The 15,912-nt window shown below is 72.2% G+C and carries 18 protein-coding genes and 2 pseudogenes; 10 read left to right on the top strand and 10 right to left on the bottom strand.

The features are described 5' to 3' along the window. Positions 1-119: 119 nt before the first annotated feature. On the bottom strand, positions 120-1,139 hold the full coding sequence (locus tag ACFY00_RS15505) for an AsnC family transcriptional regulator (RefSeq protein ID WP_388031495.1): 1,020 nt from the start codon (positions 1,137-1,139) through the stop codon (positions 120-122). Between the two features lie 162 nt (positions 1,140-1,301). On the opposite strand from ACFY00_RS15505, the gene ACFY00_RS15500 reads away from it, so the two are divergent. The 4 genes from ACFY00_RS15500 (at position 1,302) to ACFY00_RS15485 (ending at position 6,183) form a co-directional block, all read left to right on the top strand. After that, entirely contained in the window at positions 1,302-2,216 is a 915-nt protein-coding gene (locus tag ACFY00_RS15500) for an alpha/beta hydrolase (protein ID WP_388031492.1), read from the top strand. Between the two features lie 100 nt (positions 2,217-2,316). Next, the gene (locus ACFY00_RS15495; RefSeq protein ID WP_388031489.1) at positions 2,317-3,183 is read left to right on the top strand and encodes an NAD(P)H-binding protein; all 867 of its coding nucleotides are present in this window, start codon (positions 2,317-2,319) and stop codon (positions 3,181-3,183) included. Between the two features lie 218 nt (positions 3,184-3,401). Continuing rightward, on the top strand, positions 3,402-5,783 hold the full coding sequence (locus ACFY00_RS15490) for a ricin-type beta-trefoil lectin domain protein (RefSeq protein WP_388031487.1): 2,382 nt from the start codon (positions 3,402-3,404) through the stop codon (positions 5,781-5,783). Between the two features lie 268 nt (positions 5,784-6,051). Further along, entirely contained in the window at positions 6,052-6,183 is a 132-nt protein-coding gene (locus tag ACFY00_RS15485) for a hypothetical protein (protein ID WP_388031485.1), read from the top strand. A 136-nt stretch (positions 6,184-6,319) separates the two neighbouring features. Here the strand turns inward: ACFY00_RS15485 and ACFY00_RS15480 are convergent, their stop codons facing one another. Next, positions 6,320-6,853 carry an EF-hand domain-containing protein gene (locus tag ACFY00_RS15480; protein WP_388031483.1) on the bottom strand — a complete coding sequence of 178 codons (534 nt, stop codon included), beginning with the start codon at positions 6,851-6,853 and terminating at the stop codon, positions 6,320-6,322. A gap of 35 nt (positions 6,854-6,888) precedes the next feature. Further along, a complete protein-coding gene (locus ACFY00_RS15475) occupies positions 6,889-7,443 on the bottom strand; it encodes a hypothetical protein (protein ID WP_388031480.1) in 555 nt (184 codons plus the stop codon). 313 nt (positions 7,444-7,756) lie between these two features. Between ACFY00_RS15475 and ACFY00_RS15470 the strand changes: the two genes are divergently transcribed. Further along, entirely contained in the window at positions 7,757-7,960 is a 204-nt protein-coding gene (locus tag ACFY00_RS15470) for a hypothetical protein (RefSeq protein ID WP_388031478.1), read from the top strand. A 121-nt stretch (positions 7,961-8,081) separates the two neighbouring features. Here ACFY00_RS15470 and ACFY00_RS15465 read toward each other — a convergent pair whose 3' ends face one another. Both ACFY00_RS15465 and ACFY00_RS15460 read right to left on the bottom strand, forming a co-directional pair. Beyond that, entirely contained in the window at positions 8,082-9,269 is a 1,188-nt protein-coding gene (locus ACFY00_RS15465) for a Na/Pi symporter (protein ID WP_388031476.1), read from the bottom strand. A gap of 284 nt (positions 9,270-9,553) precedes the next feature. Beyond that, on the bottom strand, positions 9,554-10,000 hold the full coding sequence (locus tag ACFY00_RS15460; RefSeq protein WP_388031925.1) for a MarR family winged helix-turn-helix transcriptional regulator: 447 nt from the start codon (positions 9,998-10,000) through the stop codon (positions 9,554-9,556). Between the two features lie 55 nt (positions 10,001-10,055). Here ACFY00_RS15460 and ACFY00_RS15455 point away from each other — a divergent pair, with 55 nt between their 5' ends. Next, positions 10,056-10,544: an SgcJ/EcaC family oxidoreductase gene (locus ACFY00_RS15455; protein WP_388031922.1), complete on the top strand. Its 489-nt coding sequence runs from the start codon at positions 10,056-10,058 to the stop codon at positions 10,542-10,544. Between the two features lie 208 nt (positions 10,545-10,752). Here the strand turns inward: ACFY00_RS15455 and ACFY00_RS15450 are convergent, their stop codons facing one another. Continuing rightward, complete coding sequence (locus ACFY00_RS15450) at positions 10,753-11,958, bottom strand: IS110 family transposase (protein WP_388031473.1); 1,206 nt, start codon at positions 11,956-11,958, stop codon at positions 10,753-10,755. A 211-nt stretch (positions 11,959-12,169) separates the two neighbouring features. Between ACFY00_RS15450 and ACFY00_RS15445 the strand changes: the two genes are divergently transcribed. Beyond that, complete coding sequence (locus tag ACFY00_RS15445) at positions 12,170-12,622, top strand: SgcJ/EcaC family oxidoreductase (protein ID WP_388031470.1); 453 nt, start codon at positions 12,170-12,172, stop codon at positions 12,620-12,622. Beyond that, positions 12,526-13,281, top strand: a complete 756-nt coding sequence (locus ACFY00_RS15440) for an SDR family NAD(P)-dependent oxidoreductase (protein ID WP_388031469.1) — start codon at positions 12,526-12,528, stop codon at positions 13,279-13,281. Before ACFY00_RS15445 ends, ACFY00_RS15440 begins: the two co-directional genes overlap by 97 nt. A gap of 194 nt (positions 13,282-13,475) precedes the next feature. Here the strand turns inward: ACFY00_RS15440 and ACFY00_RS15435 are convergent. Then, positions 13,476-13,709, bottom strand: a pseudogene (locus tag ACFY00_RS15435) (IS5/IS1182 family transposase); the annotation flags it as partial. A gap of 175 nt (positions 13,710-13,884) precedes the next feature. Between ACFY00_RS15435 and ACFY00_RS15430 the strand changes: the two are divergent. Continuing rightward, complete coding sequence (locus ACFY00_RS15430) at positions 13,885-14,232, top strand: hypothetical protein (RefSeq protein WP_388031468.1); 348 nt, start codon at positions 13,885-13,887, stop codon at positions 14,230-14,232. A gap of 223 nt (positions 14,233-14,455) precedes the next feature. Continuing rightward, on the top strand, positions 14,456-15,139 hold the full coding sequence (locus tag ACFY00_RS15425) for a DUF6928 family protein (RefSeq protein WP_388031466.1): 684 nt from the start codon (positions 14,456-14,458) through the stop codon (positions 15,137-15,139). 45 nt (positions 15,140-15,184) lie between these two features. On the opposite strand, the gene ACFY00_RS15420 is transcribed toward ACFY00_RS15425, so the two are convergent. From ACFY00_RS15420 to ACFY00_RS15410, 3 genes and pseudogenes are all read right to left on the bottom strand, one after another. Continuing rightward, on the bottom strand, positions 15,185-15,349 hold the full coding sequence (locus tag ACFY00_RS15420; RefSeq protein ID WP_388031464.1) for a hypothetical protein: 165 nt from the start codon (positions 15,347-15,349) through the stop codon (positions 15,185-15,187). A 26-nt stretch (positions 15,350-15,375) separates the two neighbouring features. Continuing rightward, positions 15,376-15,786, bottom strand: a pseudogene (locus tag ACFY00_RS15415) (transposase family protein); the annotation flags it as partial. Between the two features lie 39 nt (positions 15,787-15,825). Then, a complete protein-coding gene (locus ACFY00_RS15410; protein ID WP_388031919.1) occupies positions 15,826-15,894 on the bottom strand; it encodes a hypothetical protein in 69 nt (22 codons plus the stop codon). Positions 15,895-15,912: the final 18 nt, after the last annotated feature.

Raw genomic sequence — 15,912 nt, 5'->3', positions numbered from 1 at the left:
CTGCGCAGCCTGGCACCCAGCTTGCGGCCGGGTGGACCGGCGGTCAGGACGTCGGCTGCGAACTGCCGCGAGGCGGGCCGGCCGGGTCCCTGGGTTCCGGAGCCGTCACCGCTCGCCCGCTACCTCGGGAGGGCGCCGTCCAGCAGTGGGGTCGGTCCCGGGGTCCGCTTCGCGGCGTGGCCGACGACGGCCGTCTCGACGTGGGTGATGCCCAGACCCGTCAAGTCCCGGGAGAGGAAGCCGTAGAGCGCCTCCAGGTCCGGGAAGTACGCGGCGGCGTGCAGGTTCGACGGCCCGGAGGTGGCGAAGGCGCCGTGCACCGCCGGGTGGGCGGCCAGCGCCCGGCCGGCGGCGTCCAGGTGGTCCGGGGCCACCCGGAGCAGGAACTTGGCCTCGATCGGCAGCCCGAGCCGGCGGGGGTCGACCACGACCTGGGTGACCAGCCGCCCCTCGGCCGCCATCCGGGCCAGCCGTCGGCGCACCGTGCTCTCCGGGTGGCCGCACCGGGCGGCGAGGGCCGCCGCGGGCATCCGGGCGTCGGGGGCGAGGGCGTCCAGGACGCACTGCTCCAGCGCGTCGGCCTCGATCCCGTACGGGCCCGGGGAGTGCGCGGACGCCGGCTCCGGTTCGGGCGGGGTGAGCGCCGCCCGTTCGACCGGGGCGAGCACCTGGTGGCGCCACTCCGAGGTCAGCCGGAACACGTGCAGGATCGTCGCGCTCTCCCAGGACTCCACCGCGCTGGTGGCGGGCAGTTGGCGGAACACCAGGCGGTCCCGCGACCCCGGCTCGGTGCGGGCGACCGCGAAGATCTCGTCGCCCGCGGTGGTGACGTCGATGAACGGGATGTCCTCGCGGGCCGCGAGCGCGGCCACGATCGGGTCCAGTCGGCCGCGCAGGACCCGGATCCGCAGGAACAGCGCCCCGGCGGACCCGCCCCGGCGCGGACGCGCCACCGGGGAGACCACCACCCGCACGGTGCCGTCCGCGATGAGCGCGCGCAGCCGGCGGCGGACGGCCGCGGCGCCGAGCCCGAGGACCCCGGCCGCCCGCTCCGCGGTCACCCGGCCGTCACACTGCAGCGCCGCCACCAGCCGTTGGTCGGTGCGGCTCAGTACCGAATCCGCCGCTTCTCGTGCCATGGAGAAGAGTTTCGCCCATTCCGGCGTCCGGCGGGGCCCGTTCCCGGTGCCGGGGCCGAACGATGGAACCCGTCCGCCGCACCGCCCCGCCCGGGCGACCGGCGGACCGGACCGCGGCACCCGCCCCGGCCCGTCCAGCTCCGATCGGCCCAGGAGGCACCGGTGCACGCTCCCGGACAACGGACAGCAGCGTCCTTCACCAGCGGCGGCACCACGTGCGCCGCCTGGCACTACCGGGGGACCAACGGCGGCTGCGTGGTCATGGCCGGCGGCACCTCGGTGACCAAGGAACCGGCCACCGACCTGTTCGCCGCCAGGTTCCACGCGGCCGGCTTCTCGGTGCTCGCCTTCGACCACCGGCGCTTCGGCGCCAGCGGGGGGACGCCCCGCCAGGTCGTCCGCGTCGACAAGCAGCTCGCGGACTGGGACGCCGCCGTCGCCCGTGCGGCCCGACTGCCCGAGGTCGACCCGGGCCGGATCGCGGTCTGGGGCTTCTCGCTCGCGGGCGGCCACGTCCTGCGCGTCGCGGCCGACCATCCGGAGCTGGGCGCGGCGATCGCCCAGACCCCGCTGGCCGACGCCCGGGCGATCGCCCCGCACGCCCTGCGCTCGATGACCCCGTCGGCCGCCCTGCGACTGCTCGGCCTGGCCGTCGCGGACCTGCTCGGCGGGCTCGCCGGGCGGCCGCCGCTGCTCGTCCCGACCGCCGGGCCCCGCGGCACGGTCGCCTCGCTGACCACGGCCGACGCGACGGACGGCGACCGGGCCCTGGACCCCGACGGCCGCCACACCGACTGGGAGCGCACCGTCGCGGCCCGGATCGCCCTGCAGATCGGCGGCTACCGGCCCGGCCGGGCGGCCGACCGGATCCGCTGCCCCCTGCTGGTCGTGGTCTGCGACCAGGACAGCAGCGCCCTGCCCGGCCCGGCCCTCCGCGCGGCCCGGGCCGCGCCCCACGCCGAGGTCCTCCGCCTGCCCGGCAGCCACTACGCCCCGTTCCTGACGGCGCACGAACCGGCCGTGCAGGCCCAGATCGCCTTCCTGCAAAGGGAGTTGATCGCACCGAAGACGACCTGAGGACACCCTGCGTACGGCCCGGGCCCGGGCAGCGGACCACCGCCCGGCCCCGCGCCGACCGGAACGGACCGCAATCGACCGTGGAACGGAAGGACAGGACATGATCATGGTGACCGGAGCGACCGGAACGATCGGGCGCGAGGTGACGCGCCTGCTGGCAGCCCGGGGCGTGGAGACGCTGGCCGTCACCCGCGACCCCGCCGCGGACCTCCCCCCGGGCGTGCGGCGGGCCGTCGGCGACCCGTCGCGGCCGACCTCGCTGGCACCGGCGCTCGAACGCGCCGGCGGTGTCGAGGCACTGCTGCTGAGCCCGCGCGCGACCGGCCGCGCCGCTGCCGAGCTCCTGACGCTCGCCGCCCGGCACGGGGTGCGGCGGGTCGTGGTGCTGTCGGCCGTCACCGTCGAGTACGGCGGCGGGTACCGGCGGTTCGCCGAGGAGTTCGAACGGGTGGAGCGGGCCGCCCGGGACGCCGGGCCGGCCTGGACGTTCCTGCGGTGCGCCGACTTCGCCGCGAACGCACTCGCCTGGGCCCCGCAGATCCGAGCCACCGGAGCCGTCCGAGGCGTGCACCCCGAGGCCGCCACCTCTCCCGTCCACGAACGGGACGTCGCCCAGGCAGCGGTCCGCACCCTCCTCGACCCCGGCCACGAAGGCCGGACCTACGCCCTCACCGGACCGCAGTCGCTCACCCAGCGGGAGCGGGCCCGTCTGATCGGTGAGGCCCTCGGCCGGGAGATCCCCTTCGAGGAGGTGCCGCCCGAGGCCCTGCGCCGCGCGATGCTCGCCCAGGGCCTGCCCGAGGACGTGCCGGACCGGCTGATCGGCTACTCCGCCGCCTGCCTCCGGGACCCGGGCCCCACCACGGACACCGTCGCCCGCCTGCTCGGCCGCCCGGCCCTGACCTTCGCCGCCTGGGCCGCAGCCCACACCGCCGACTTCGGCGGCTTCGAGCACCCCGAGCGCTGAGGCGGACCCACCGCGCTGCGCCCGGTCAAGACGATCACCCGCCACGGGCGCTCGGCCCTCCTCGTCCGCGGAACCTCCATGCGCGGTTTTGTTCAACCGTGTTGACTCCTGCGCGGAACGCCACCATATTTGGCACGTCTCAGGGACCTGTCGGCTCGATTCTCTGACGCACGGTCAGTTGTCGTCCTCCGCCCGCCCGTTCGCCCTGAGGAGCCCGAATGGCACCCGTACGCTTTCGACCGGCCGCAGCCGCGGTCGTCGGCCTGCTACTGAGCACCGTGGTCGGCCTGGCCGGGCCGACGCCCGCGCAGGCCGCCACGGCCACCAGCATCACCGTGGACGGCAGCAGGTCGGGCCTGACCTTCGACGGCGTCGGGGCCATCTCCGGCGGCGGAGGCAACTCGCGCCTGCTCGCCGACTACCCGGAGCCGCAGCGCGGCCAGCTGCTCGACTACCTCTTCAAGCCCGGCTACGGCGCGAGCCTGCAGCTGCTCAAGCTGGAGGTCGGCGGCGACACCAACTCCACCGACGGCGCCGAACCGAGCATCGAGCACACCCGCGGCACCGTCGACTGCAACCAGGGCTACGAGTGGTGGCTCGCCGAGCAGGCCAAGGCCCGCAACCCCTCGATCAAGTTCGCCGCGCTGTCGTGGGGCGCGCCGGGCTGGATCGGCGTCGGCAACTTCTGGTCCCAGGACACCATCGACTACCTGATGTCATGGATGGGCTGCGCCGCCCAGCACCACCTCACGGTGGACTACCTCGGCGGCTGGAACGAGCGCGGCTACAACAAGGGCTGGTACGAGAACCTCAAGAGCACCCTGGTCACCAAGGGCTACACCACCAAGGTGGTGGCCGCGGACGACAGTTGGGCCGTCGCCAACGACATGGCGACCGACGCGGCCTTCAAGAACGCCGTCGACATCGTCGGCACCCACTACCCGTGCGGCTACCTCGGCAGCTACACCACCTGCAACAGCACCGCCACGGCGCAGGGCCTCGGGAAGCCGCTGTGGGCGAGCGAGAACGGCTCCGAGGACACCGACACGGGCGCGCCCGCGGTGGCCCGGGCGATCAACCGCGACTACGTCGACGGGCGGATGACCGCCTTCTTCAACTGGCCGGTGATCGCCGCGCTCTACCCGAACCTGTACTTCTCCACCGACGGCATGTCGGTCGCGAACCAGCCCTGGTCCGGCAACTACAGCATCGGCCGCACCACCTGGGTCACCGCGCACACCACCCAGTTCGCCAAGCCCGGCTGGCACTACATCGACTCCGCGAGCGGCTTCCTCGGCGGCAACCGGGCCAACGGCAGCTACGTCACCCTGAAGTCCACCGACAACACGAACTACAGCACCGTCATCGAGACCGTGGACGCGACGGCCGCCCAGAGCGCCACGTTCACCGTGACCGGCGGCCTGTCCACCGGCCAGGTGCACGTCTGGGCCACCGACCTCGGGTCGGGCAACCCCGCGGACTGGTTCGTCCACCAGCAGGACGTCACCCCGAGCGGCGGCAGCTACTCGCTCACCCTCCAGCCCGGCCGCGTCTACACCGTGACCACCACCACCGGCCAGGGCAGGGGCACCGCCGCCCCGCCGGCCGCGGCCCCGCTCGCGCTCCCGTACTCCGACACCTTCGACACCCCGGCCGCCACCACCTCGCCGAAGTACTTCACCGACATGAACGGCGCCTTCCAGACCGTCCCCTGCGGCGGCGGCCGCGCCGGGACCTGCCTGCGCCAGATGGCCCCGCAGACGCCGATCCGCTGGACCAACGAGCCGTACAACGCCCCGTACACGATGGTCGGGGACGGCCGCTGGACCAACTACACCGTCTCCGCCGACGCCCTGTTCGAACAGACCGGCACCGTCGAACTGCTCGGCCGGGTCAGCCAGCAGGGCCGCAACAACAACGGCCTGAACGCCTACCACCTGCGGGTCAGCGACAACGGCACCTGGTCGATCGACAAGAGCGACACCACCTGGACGTACACCACCCTCGCCCACGGCACCACCGCGGCCCCCGGCACCGGCAGCTGGCACACCGTCGCCCTCACGCTGCAGGGCGCGACCCTCACCGCCGCCCTCGACGGTCGCACGCTCGGCTCGGCCACCGACTACAGCTTCTCCGACGGACGGGCCGGCCTCGGCGTGACCGGCTACCGGACCGAGCAGTTCGACAACTTCTCGCTCACCCCCGGCACCGCCTCCACGCTCACCGGACCGATCGCCTCCGCCCTCGCCGGCAAGTGCGTCGACGACAACGCCGACAGCAGCGCCAACGGCGCCCGGGTACAGCTCTGGGACTGCAACGGCGGCGCCTCCCAGGTGTGGACCCGGACCAACGGCAGCTTCACGCACAACGGCAAGTGCCTCGACGTCACCGGCCAGGCGACCGCCAACGGCAGCCCGGTCGAGCTGTGGGACTGCAACGGCGGCACCAACCAGCAGTGGATCCCGCAGACGGACGGCACCATCAAGGGCGTCCAGTCGGGCCGCTGCCTCGACGACCCCGCGGCGAACACCACCAACGGCACCCAGCTGGTCATCTGGGACTGCAACGGCGGCACCAACCAGCGCTGGACCCTTCCGTAACGGGACCCCGACGGATCTCCACCCGGCCGCACCTCCCGGCCACCCCGGCCGCCTCGAACAACACCGTTCGGGCACCTGCCCAGCGGGGCCCCGTCACCACGGGCCCCGCTGACGGGCCCGGAGGCGGCGCGGGTGCGGGCCGGCCCGGTGACGCTGCGGGCCGTGCCGCCGAACACCGGGGCGTGGAACGGGGCGACCGACCACCAGCAGGCATGGCCGACCGGCCCGTGCGGGTGGAAGAGGGCACGCCGACTGCGGATGCCTCCCGATGAAGGCCTGCGCCCTGCTGAACCCCGGCGACGCACTCGCCGAGGCCGGTGCCGCCCCCGCCGTCCGTGACGAGCCCGTCCGCACCCGTGCACCGGGCGGCCGCACGGGCGTCCCGATCGCGTCCGCGTGACGGCCGGGCCACGGTGGAAGTACCGCGCTCGTACGGCCTGCGGTGGAGCATGACGCGATGCCGGCGCCTGTGGCCGCCGTCGGCTTCCGTGAAGAGATGAAGCGTCGCGACCGGCGTGCCCACGCAGTGGGTCCGGTCAGTACAGTGCCGCGCCCATGGGGGAGGGCTCGCCGGTGACGTAGGCGCGGATCGCCGCCAGGTACGCGTGGCGGTGGACGCGTCCGTCGCGGTCTTCGTCCAGGGCGTCGAAGGCGGCGTCGGCGTTGTCGGCCGCGTTGCCCAGGGCCTGGCGCAGCGCGGTGAACTGCGCGCGGTCCAGGGCGCCGTCCTGGTCGAGGTCGACGAGGTCGAACAGGGCGCCCAGGGCGTACTGGCAGACGGTGTCGAACTTCTCCGCGTCCACCCAGGCCGCGTACTCCCGGTAGGTCATCAGGCCGTCGCCGTCGGCGTCCATCGCGGCCCAGGCCCGCTCGCCCAGTGCGCGGGCGGTGATGACGAGGGGGTCGTCGTCGGTGCGGCCGCTGGCCCGCTGCGCGCGGTCGATGCGGACGAAGTAGTCGTGGCGGGAGGCGGTGCCGTCGCCGTCGGTGTCGAGCATGGCGTAGACGCGGGCCTTGGGAGCGTGGGGGTCGGCGGGGGCCGGGCGGGGGGCGGTGCGGGGCAGCGGCATGTCGGTGGTGTCCTTCGGGGGCCGGGCGGAGGGGGTCAGTGGGTGAGGCGCAGGACGAGGGTGGAGTCGAGGGCGCTCTCGCCGGCCGGGCTGCCGCAGCCGGTGCCGGTGCTGGTGCCCACGGCGTTGAGCGCATCGCCCGCGAAGCGCCCGCTGTCGGGGGTGACGGTGCCGGTGACGATGAGGGAGGCGGTGCCGTTGACCTTCACCACGTCGGTGTGGTCGAACCGGAAGGTGGAGGTGGTCTTGTCGGCCCAGTGGACGGTGGTGGTGGAGGTGTCGCCGTGTTCGTCGCCGGTGCACTCGGCGGCCGGCATGGTCACGGTGCGCTCGAACGCGCCGGTGGCCGAGGGCGCTCCGGCGGCATCCACGCACTCCACCGTCCCGGTCATCGCCAGGGTGTTCCCCACGGGGAGGTCGACACCGCCGAGGCCGACCGCGGTGGCGAACACGCCGTGCGCTTTCAGCACGCAGGTGGCGTCGGTCACCGGCACGACGGGCTCCGCGTGGGCCGAGGCCCCGAACAGCAGCGGGGCTGACAGCAGCAGCGGAACGGCGGCCAGCACGGCACCGCGGGACGTGATCTTCATGAGGCGTTCTCTCTGATCGCTGGGCTTCAGGACGAGCACCAGGCGCGCCCGGACCGGGGCGCGGTTCTCCAGTGCCCGCTCATGATCGGCGATGGAGAGCTTCGTACTCTGACGACACGCCAGCCCGGCGGTAGGAGCCGGCCATGCCCTCAGAGCGGGCCTTTCACCTCGGCGCCGGATCGCCAAGCCTGGTCCACGCCGGCTTCGGCTTCGGCTTGGGCGGTCGGGCGCGCCGCCGCTTCCAGCCCGACACCCACGTGCAGCCGGACGGCCCGGTGGGGTTGGGCCGGTGGCGGGAGGACAGACTGTGGCCATGAACGTTGACCGCAGCCCGCTGGGGCAGCCCCTGTTCTCCTCCTCCGCCGTCGACGAGCCCGTCGCGCCCGACAGCCTGCCGCGTCGGCCCGTGGAGTCCTCGCCGTTCCTGGAACCGGCCCCCGCCCCGGCTGCGGCCGCGACGGTGTCCTCGAACGGGCGGCGCCCGCTCGGTCACGGCTACCTGGCCTCGCAGACCTGACCCCGGACGGCGTGCCGGAAGCGCAGGAAAGGGCAGCGCAGTATGGGCACGGCAGCAGTTGGCGTGCGTGGCGCACCTCGTGCCGGGTCCTCGGGGGTCAGGGCCCCGGCCGCTCGGCTGCTCAGACCACGCCCACCAGCACGATGACCAGGGCGGGCAGGGCGACGAAGACCGTGCCGAGGTAGACGCCGAGGATCCAGCGCCGTTCGGAGGCGAGGCGGGCGAGTTGCTCGGCGCAGCACAGCGGCACGGGGCGCAGCAACGGGATCACGTAGATCGCCACGATCGCGAAGAGGTTGTAGACCAGGTGCACGAACGCGGCCTGCAGTCCGATCTTCGCGTCCGGCCCGACGCCGGCGAAGGCGGCGAAGACCACCGTGAAGGTGGTGCCGAGATTGGAGCCGACCACGACGGGATACACCTGAGCGGGCGTCAGGATGCCCGTACCGGCGAACGGTACCAGCACCGAGGTGGTGATGGTCGAGGACTGGGTGACCACGGTGACGCCCATGCCGGTCGCCATGGCCAGGTACTCGTTGCGGCCGACGGCCTTGAGCAGGGCGTCCCGGGCCCGGCCGACCATCAGCAGCTTGAGCAGCGTGCCCAGGTAGCGGACCGCGACCAGGATCAGCGCGGCGCCGATCACGATGGTGAACAGCGGGCCGAGTGCGGCGCTGACCTGCGCGGTGCCGTGCACCACCGCGTGCTCCACCGGCCGGGTCACCGACCTGACGACGTTGAAGTGGGCGGGGTTCGGCAGCCAGTCGGTCCCGTACAGGGCGTCGGTCAGCGCGCGGCTGATGCGTTGCAGCGGGTGCCAGATCAGCTCGACCGGGAAGAAGAGCAGCAGCGCCAGCCAGTTGTAGAAGTCGTGGACGGTCGAGGCGCCCAGGGCCCGGCGGAATTCGGTGCGGTTCCCGATGAAGGTGAGCGCGACCAGACTGGTCGTCACCGTGGTGCCGACGTTCGCGCCCAGGATGATCGGGACGGCGCCCTCGATCGGCAGCGCGCCCGAGCCGACGGCGGTCACGGCGATGGCCGTGGTGGTGGTCGAGGACTGGATCAGCACCGTGCCGAGCACGCCCACGCTCAGCCCGACCCACGGGTTCGCGGCGAACGCGAACATGGTGTGCGCGGCGTCCCCGCCCAGCCCCGCGAAGCCGCGGCTGATGATGCTCACGGCGCAGATCAGCAGGTAGATCAGCCCGGCGACACCCAGCCAGCCCAGGACCGTCGTCCCGGCGGAGAGTCCGCCGGCTCCGTCCGGCTCGCTGCGGTCCGGCTCTCGGTCGGGGGTGGCGTCCGGCATGGGCCCAGGCTACGAGCCGCGGCGGCACGGCGGTCGCCGACACACCCGTCCGACGGTCCAACGGCCCGGGGTCCAGCGGTCCGGTGCCCCGGGCCGTGGTCGTAGGCCGTCACCGGTATGCCCCGCGCCATCGGACGGGTGGTGACCAGCGGTTCGATCAGTTCCCAGAGGCCACCGTCCGGCCCGCAGCCGATTCGGGGCAGGTGGACGGACGCCCCGAGCCACCGTGTGATCCCCGACGCCTCCGGGCGTGTCGTGTGCTTCGTGCGCGTCGTGTGTGTCCGTCAGCCCGGGGGGTCGTCGCGGAGCTGTTCCGCGGCGGCCTGGTAGGCGTCCGCGGCGCGGGCGAAGTAGTCGAACAGGACGGTGAGCTGGTCGGTGTCGTAGTCGGCCAGCAGTTCGCCGATCCGGGCTCGGGCGGGCGCCATGGCCTGGTCGAGCCCGGCGGGTTTGCCGACGGGTTCGACGATCACCTTGCGGCGGTCGTCCGGGGCGGGGGAGCGGCGCACGTACCCGGCTGCTTCCAAGCGGTCGATCAGGCGGGTGGTGGGGCCGGTGGTCAGCCCGGTGCGGGCGCCGAGTTCGCCGGGGGTCATCGGTCCGGCCAGGCCCAGGACGTTGAGCGCGTACAGGTCGGTGGCGCCGAGTCCGCAGGCTTTGGCGCTGGCGTGGCCGTGCAGCAGGACGGCGCTGAGGTAGCGGCGGTAGGTCTCACTGGCTCCGGGTGGCATGGCGGGCGTTGACACGGGGTTCCTCCCTCCCTAATCTCTTCTTCAAGGAAGAGAAATCCTCCAAGCAGATACATCTTCTCTGAAGCATCTGCATGGGAGAAGTTATCAGAGGGGGCGCCATGCGCACCGCCACCACCGCACGCACTGTCCGACGTGTTCCCGGCGCAACGGCCCTGACCGTCGCACCGGCCGCCGTCGGCGGCTACTTCTGGCTCGACGCCACGTCGTCCGATGTCCGCGCGCTCGGCGCGCGGTCCGCAGCACCCTGCGGCCGCTCACCGACGCCTGGGGCCGCGGCGACGCGGCCGGGTACGGCGAGCAGTTCACCGCGGCCGCCACCTACACCACCTACGTCGGCACGCACCACCAGGGACGGCAGGACACCGCCGACGCCCACCGCGCACTGTTCGACGGCTTCGTCAAGGGCGCCCGCCTCGCCGACTCCTTCCTCGCCGTCCGCTTCCACGGCCCGGACACCGCCGTGGTCACCAGCCGCAGCGACACCTACACCGGCAACCGAACCGGCCCGCGGCCGCGGACCTGACGAACACCCAGACCTACACGCTGGTGCGCGAGGACGGCGGCCGCTGGCGCATCGCCGCCTTCCACAACACCAAGCGGCAGAACGTGATGGAACGCCTCTCCTCCCTCCGGGACCCGGCCACCGCGCCGCAGGCCGAGAAGTGACCGCTGCACCCCGCCCAGCCGCCCTGCCCACCCCCGCCCACCCGAAAGGAATCTCAATGATCGTGTCAAGCCGTCTGCGTGACCGGCGGAGTGGAGGTGAACAGCCTCTTGTCACGCAGCATCGCCCAGAGCACGTCGACCCGGCGGCGGGCGAGCGCGAGCAGGGCCTGGGTGTGCAGCAGCCCTTCGCCGCGCTTCTTCAGGTAGTAGTCGCGGGAGGGGCCGGGCCGCATCATGGCGGTCTGCGCGGCCATGTAGAAGATGTGCCGCAGGCGCCGGTGATACCGCTTGGGCCGGTGGTAGTTGCCGGTCCGACGGCCGGAGTCCCGGGCGACCGGGGCCAAGCCGGCGTGGGAAGCCAGGCGGCCCGCGTCCAGGTAGCCGGACAGGTCGCCGACGATGGCCACGAACTCGGCACCCAGGACGGGGCCCATGCCGGGCATCGACTCGATGATCTCGGCGCGCTCGTCAGCGCGGAAGGTCTCGCGGATCTCCCGGTCGTTGTCCTTGATCCGTTCGTCCAGGGCCAGGAGGTGGTGGGCGAGGTCGCAGACCAGATTCGCAGCCCGCTTCTCGCCGGGCAGTTCGGTCATCTGCGACTGCGCGGCCTCCACCGCCTTCGCGGCGATGTCGCCCGGGTTGCGGACCTTGCGGCGCTCCAGCCAGGTGGTGAGCCGCTTGACGCCGGTCCGCCGCAGGGCGGCCGGGGTCTGGTACTCGGTCAGCATGACGATGGGGCCCTTGGCCGCGGAGTAGTCGAAGGCCCGCTCCAGGGCCGGGCAGATGCCGACCAGCAGATCGCGCAGCCGGTTGACCAGCCTCACCCGGTCGGCGATCAGGTCGGCCCGGTAGTTGGTCAGCACCTGGAGCGTGGCGACCAACTCGGGAGGCGTGTTCAGCCGGGCGAAGCCCTTCGGGCGCATGCGGGCCTGGTCGGCGATGACGCGTGCGTCCTTCGCGCCGGTCTTGCCCTCGCCGCGGTAGGCGCCGGACATGCGGTTGACGGTGCGGCCGGGCACGTAGACGACGTGCTGGCCGTGCGCGATCAGCAGGGCCAGGAGCAGGGTCGATGCGCGGCCGGAGATGTCCACCGCCCACCGCACGTCGCTGGCCTTCTCCCGGGCAGTGTCGATGAGTTGGAGGATCTGCGACTCGTCGTTGATCACCTTCGTCGAGAACAGGGTCTCGCCGTCGGCGTCAACCGCCACCGCCCAGTGGTGTCCCTTGCCGGCGTCGATGCCGACCCATATCCGCTCGTGAACCGCGCTCAAGCCCGTCGCTCCGTATCCACCGTGGCCAGCACTTGCGTGGCCCGAAGAACACTCCGCCGACAGGTCCCTAACCAGCGATGACCGCAGTTCTCAATCAGTGGTCGGAGCGCCCCGAAGAACCGGGCGGCCATTCCTTCCGAGCCACAAACGGCAACCCACCATCAGCCACACCCGGTCCTCCCGGACCGCCAACCATTCTTAGGGACCCGCCATGACCGCCACCCCCGCCGACACCGCAGCCGTCCAGGCCCTGCTGCGGCGCAGCGCCGACGCCTGGGCCGCCGGGGACGGTGCCGCCTACGGCTCCTGCTTCACCGCGGACGCCACCGACGTCACCTACGTGGGCACCGTCTACCGCGGCGGCCCGGAGATCGGCCGTGCGCACCAGGCACTGTTCGACAGCTTCCTCAAGGGCACCCGGTTGGACCTCGAGCTGATCGACCTGCGCTTCCACGGTCCGGACACCGCCGTGGCCGTCGCCCGCGGCGACGTGCGCAAGCGGACGGCGAAGGCCGGGCAGCTCGGCAAGGTCGCCACCTACACGGTGGTGCGCGAGGCGGACGGGCGGTGGCGGATCGCCGCCGTGCAGAAGACCGCGCGCCGGCCGCTGATGGAGGCGTTCTCCTTCCGCGCGCAGCCCGCGACCCGTCCCGCCGCGCAGTGACGCCGCTGCGCCGCTGCCCGCCACCACCCCGGCCGCAGACCTGCCCACCGCACTGGTCACAGGGGCGAGCGTCGGCACCGGCCGGGCGTTCGCCCACCGGCTCGCCGCCGACGAGGGCCTGCGGCGCGCCACCGGCCTGCTCGCGGACCGCCGCGTCCACCTGCTGGCCAACAACGCCGCGACCGCTGCTGCCGACCTTTCGCCCTCGGCGCACCCGACCGGACGGAGGAGATGCTGCGGCTCAACTGCCGGGCGCTGACCGTACTCTCGCAGACCTTCCCGGCCCGTGCCGACACGGCGACGCCCTGCTGGACGTCTCCTCCACACTCGGCTGGACGCCGAAGCCGGACCTCGCCGTCTACAGCGCCACCAAGGCGTACACCACCGCCCTCACCGAGGCGCTCTGGGCGGCGCACCGGTCCGACGGCGTCCGGGTGCTGGCGTCGTGCCCCGGAACGACCCGCACCGAAGCGCAGCCGCGCGAGGACGTGCCTGCCGCGCCGGTCCAGGCACCCGAGCAGGTCGCCGCCGCCCTGCGCGCGCTACGCCGGGGTACTGCGCCAACGGCCGTGTCGGGAACGGCCGCCCGCCGCCGCCTCCTCCTCCTCGCCGCCCGCCTCCTGCCCCGTCGGCGGACGCCGGCCCTGTTCGCGCGGTAGGCGCACGCGGGCGCGCGGTAGACAGCCGGCCCTGGCGGCCGGACGGCACGGCCGCTTTCCGAAGCAGCCCATCGAAGGTGCTCGACCGCACAGCGCACAGGACCCGACGGGCGCGACGCCACCTCCGCCGTGCCCGCCGGATTGGCCATCCGCACCACCTCGCGCTCGGGCGCCACCTGGACCAAGACCGTGTCCTATGTGGTGAGGATCGCCAGCCGCTTGTAGCAGCAGAGGGTGGCGGAGAGGCCGAGGAAGGCCACGTGGTTGAGGGGGTCGTATTCGTAGCGGTGGTTGAGCCTGCGGTAGCCGGTCAGCCACGACATCGTGCGTTCGATGCGGACGCCGATGCGTTTGCCGCGCAGCCGTTTTCACAGGTGGGGCACGCCGTACGCTTTGTCGGCGTGGAGTCGTCCGGGCTTTCGGTAGCGGTCGCCCCAGGTGTGCTGTCTCATCAGGTAGGTATCTGCGTACTCGCCAAAGTGCTCAGTCGGGTACAGATGAACGTGCTCAGCTTGGGGGCGAAGTAGGTATCGGCGTGGTGCCGAAGCGTGCGACGATTCTCGGATGAGGAGCCCTGATCCTTCACTTCGAAGGCGTTTGCTCGTGGAGTCGTTGACCGTGGTGGCGGCTGATCCGTCGGCTCAGCTGGCATGGGTGGACGAGTACGGTCTCCTGCCGGACGAGGTCGCACTGGACTTCGACCACGCCTTCCGCATGGCCGCGAGCCTGGTCGAGGACAGGGAGGTCAGCCGTGAGGTGCTCCCTGACCTGCAAGCGATTGATGCGGTCTTCGCCGGGATGAGTGGTCAGGAGAACTCGGATCGGTGGAGCAGAGAGGCCGTGGCGGTCGATCCAGGTTGGGGTCAAGCCCGGGAGCTATCCCGTCGGGTGCTTGTCGATCTGGTGGGCGAGTGGCGCCTGCCGATGCCGGAGATCCGCGTCGTTCGGTAACCGGTCAAGCTTCGTGCTGTCACGCTGCGTTGGCATCGCGTTCGATAGCCCTGGCGCTACACCAGTGCCTACCTCGACCCCGCCGGCCTCCACAGGCTGGGCGCCCGCTGCTACTGAACTTGAACTCGTGATGTCGGCCTGGGCGTCGGTGGACTGCGGGTCGTCTGTCGGAGGTAATCGGTAGCCTCCCGGCAGGACTTCACACAGACCGAGGACGGGGAGCATGGGAGCGAAGATCGCGGTGCTGGCCTATGCAGACGATGCGATTGCCAACCTGCTCCAAGGCGCGTCAAAGGGCGAGATCGACGGGGCTGCGGCACTGGTTGCTCGGGTTCGCCCCGGTCACCGCATCGATGCGGACAACGAAGAGGCTTGGGAACTGGCGGACGCGCTCTACCCGCCGGAGGGGACCATCTGCGCGCTATCGGCGCCGGGCCTCGACCTGGTCTGCGACCAGGAGGTCATGCTCGACCGGCCCTCGGAACTGCCGCAGCACCTGGTAGCGGCCAGCCAGGGCCGACGCCTCTATCTCCACGCCATGCACAGCGTCGTCGACTGGCTGGCCTTCGCAGTCTGGGACGACGGCAAACTCGTACGCTCACTGAGCCTGTCCCCGGACAACGGCATCATCGAGGACATCGGCGAACGGCTCCCGTTCGAGCTGCCGTACTGGGAAGGCCGGCACCCGGTGGAGCCCTATCCGCCCTTCGAGGACGAGGAGCCGTACCCGCTGCCCTTCCATCCCCTGGAGCTGGGCGAGCGAGCTCTGCTGGAGTTCTTCGGCTTCTATGTCGAAGGCTTCTCCGGCGAGGACGATGACACCCCCGAGCCGATGGTGGACATCTGGGACGTTGAACTGCATGGCTTCCGCGTGACAGCGACGTCGCAGGACGAGGCCACGGTCTGAGCCGCGCACTCCCGAAGGCTCAGCCCAGTGCCACCCAGGCAGCCGTCAACCACCGTCGGGGCGGTACTGGAACGTCTTCAGTCGGCGCTTCACCGCCCGGGTGATCTCCGCGAGGTTGGTCGCGGCGAGGTTGCCGATGTCGCGCTTGACCAGCGACCAGATCCCTTCGGTGGGATTGAGGTCAGGAGCATAGGTCGGCAACTGGAACACCGTGAGCCACTCGGAGTTCGCTTCGATACAAGTTTGCCTGTCGGGCCGGTGATGACCTGGTGGTTGACGCCGTGGCGGCGGTGCTTGCCGGAGTAGTCGGTGCGGCGGTCGCCGACGCGGTCGCACTCGGCGAGGGTACCGTCGATCAGGACGTACTCGGGGTCGGCGTCGCGCAGTGCCTGGGTCAGGCTGGGCGCCTTCCGGGCCAGTGGGTCGGTGACCTGGTGGACGTAGACGTGGGCGGTGCTGACGCTGATCCGGAAGCCGGCGGCGATCTGGGCGAGGGTGTCGTGCTTGCGCAGGTAGACCAGCGCGATCAGGGCGCGTTGGGACGGTGGGAGTTTGCAGCGGCGGTCACCCTCGCGGGTGGCGATGATCATGGTGACCCACTCGACGAGGGCGTGCGGCAAGTCCAGTGCGGCAGGATAGGTGACCAACGAGGCTTCCTGGCTGGCTGCTTGAGACGTGAGAGGGCGTTAAGTCCGTTTTTGGTAGAGGCCTCGTCGGGGCTGGATAAGCGTGCCTTGGCGGACGAGTCTGCCCAGACGGTTCCGGGTGACGTT

Source organism: Kitasatospora sp. NPDC001540, from assembly GCF_042894345.1.
GTDB classification, from domain to species: domain Bacteria; phylum Actinomycetota; class Actinomycetes; order Streptomycetales; family Streptomycetaceae; genus Kitasatospora; species Kitasatospora phosalacinea_C.
The sequence above is the reverse complement of the archived record's forward strand: the minus strand, read 5'-3'. Positions and strand labels throughout refer to the sequence as shown.

Bases quoted from the DNA above. Each gene is read 5' to 3' on its own strand.
- ACFY00_RS15505 (WP_388031495.1), bottom strand. From the start codon at position 1,139: ATGGCACGAGAAGCGGCGGATTCGGTACTGAGCCGCACCGACCAACGG.
- ACFY00_RS15495 (WP_388031489.1), top strand. From the start codon at position 2,317: ATGATCATGGTGACCGGAGCGACCGGAACGATCGGGCGCGAGGTGACG.
- ACFY00_RS15490 (WP_388031487.1), top strand. From the start codon at position 3,402: ATGGCACCCGTACGCTTTCGACCGGCCGCAGCCGCGGTCGTCGGCCTG.
- ACFY00_RS15485 (WP_388031485.1), top strand. From the start codon at position 6,052: ATGAAGGCCTGCGCCCTGCTGAACCCCGGCGACGCACTCGCCGAGGCC.
- ACFY00_RS15480 (WP_388031483.1), bottom strand. From the start codon at position 6,853: ATGCCGCTGCCCCGCACCGCCCCCCGCCCGGCCCCCGCCGACCCCCAC.
- ACFY00_RS15475 (WP_388031480.1), bottom strand. From the start codon at position 7,443: ATGAAGATCACGTCCCGCGGTGCCGTGCTGGCCGCCGTTCCGCTGCTG.
- ACFY00_RS15470 (WP_388031478.1), top strand. From the start codon at position 7,757: ATGAACGTTGACCGCAGCCCGCTGGGGCAGCCCCTGTTCTCCTCCTCC.
- ACFY00_RS15465 (WP_388031476.1), bottom strand. From the start codon at position 9,269: ATGCCGGACGCCACCCCCGACCGAGAGCCGGACCGCAGCGAGCCGGAC.
- ACFY00_RS15460 (WP_388031925.1), bottom strand. From the start codon at position 10,000: ATGCCACCCGGAGCCAGTGAGACCTACCGCCGCTACCTCAGCGCCGTC.
- ACFY00_RS15445 (WP_388031470.1), top strand. From the start codon at position 12,170: ATGACCGCCACCCCCGCCGACACCGCAGCCGTCCAGGCCCTGCTGCGG.
- ACFY00_RS15425 (WP_388031466.1), top strand. From the start codon at position 14,456: ATGGGAGCGAAGATCGCGGTGCTGGCCTATGCAGACGATGCGATTGCC.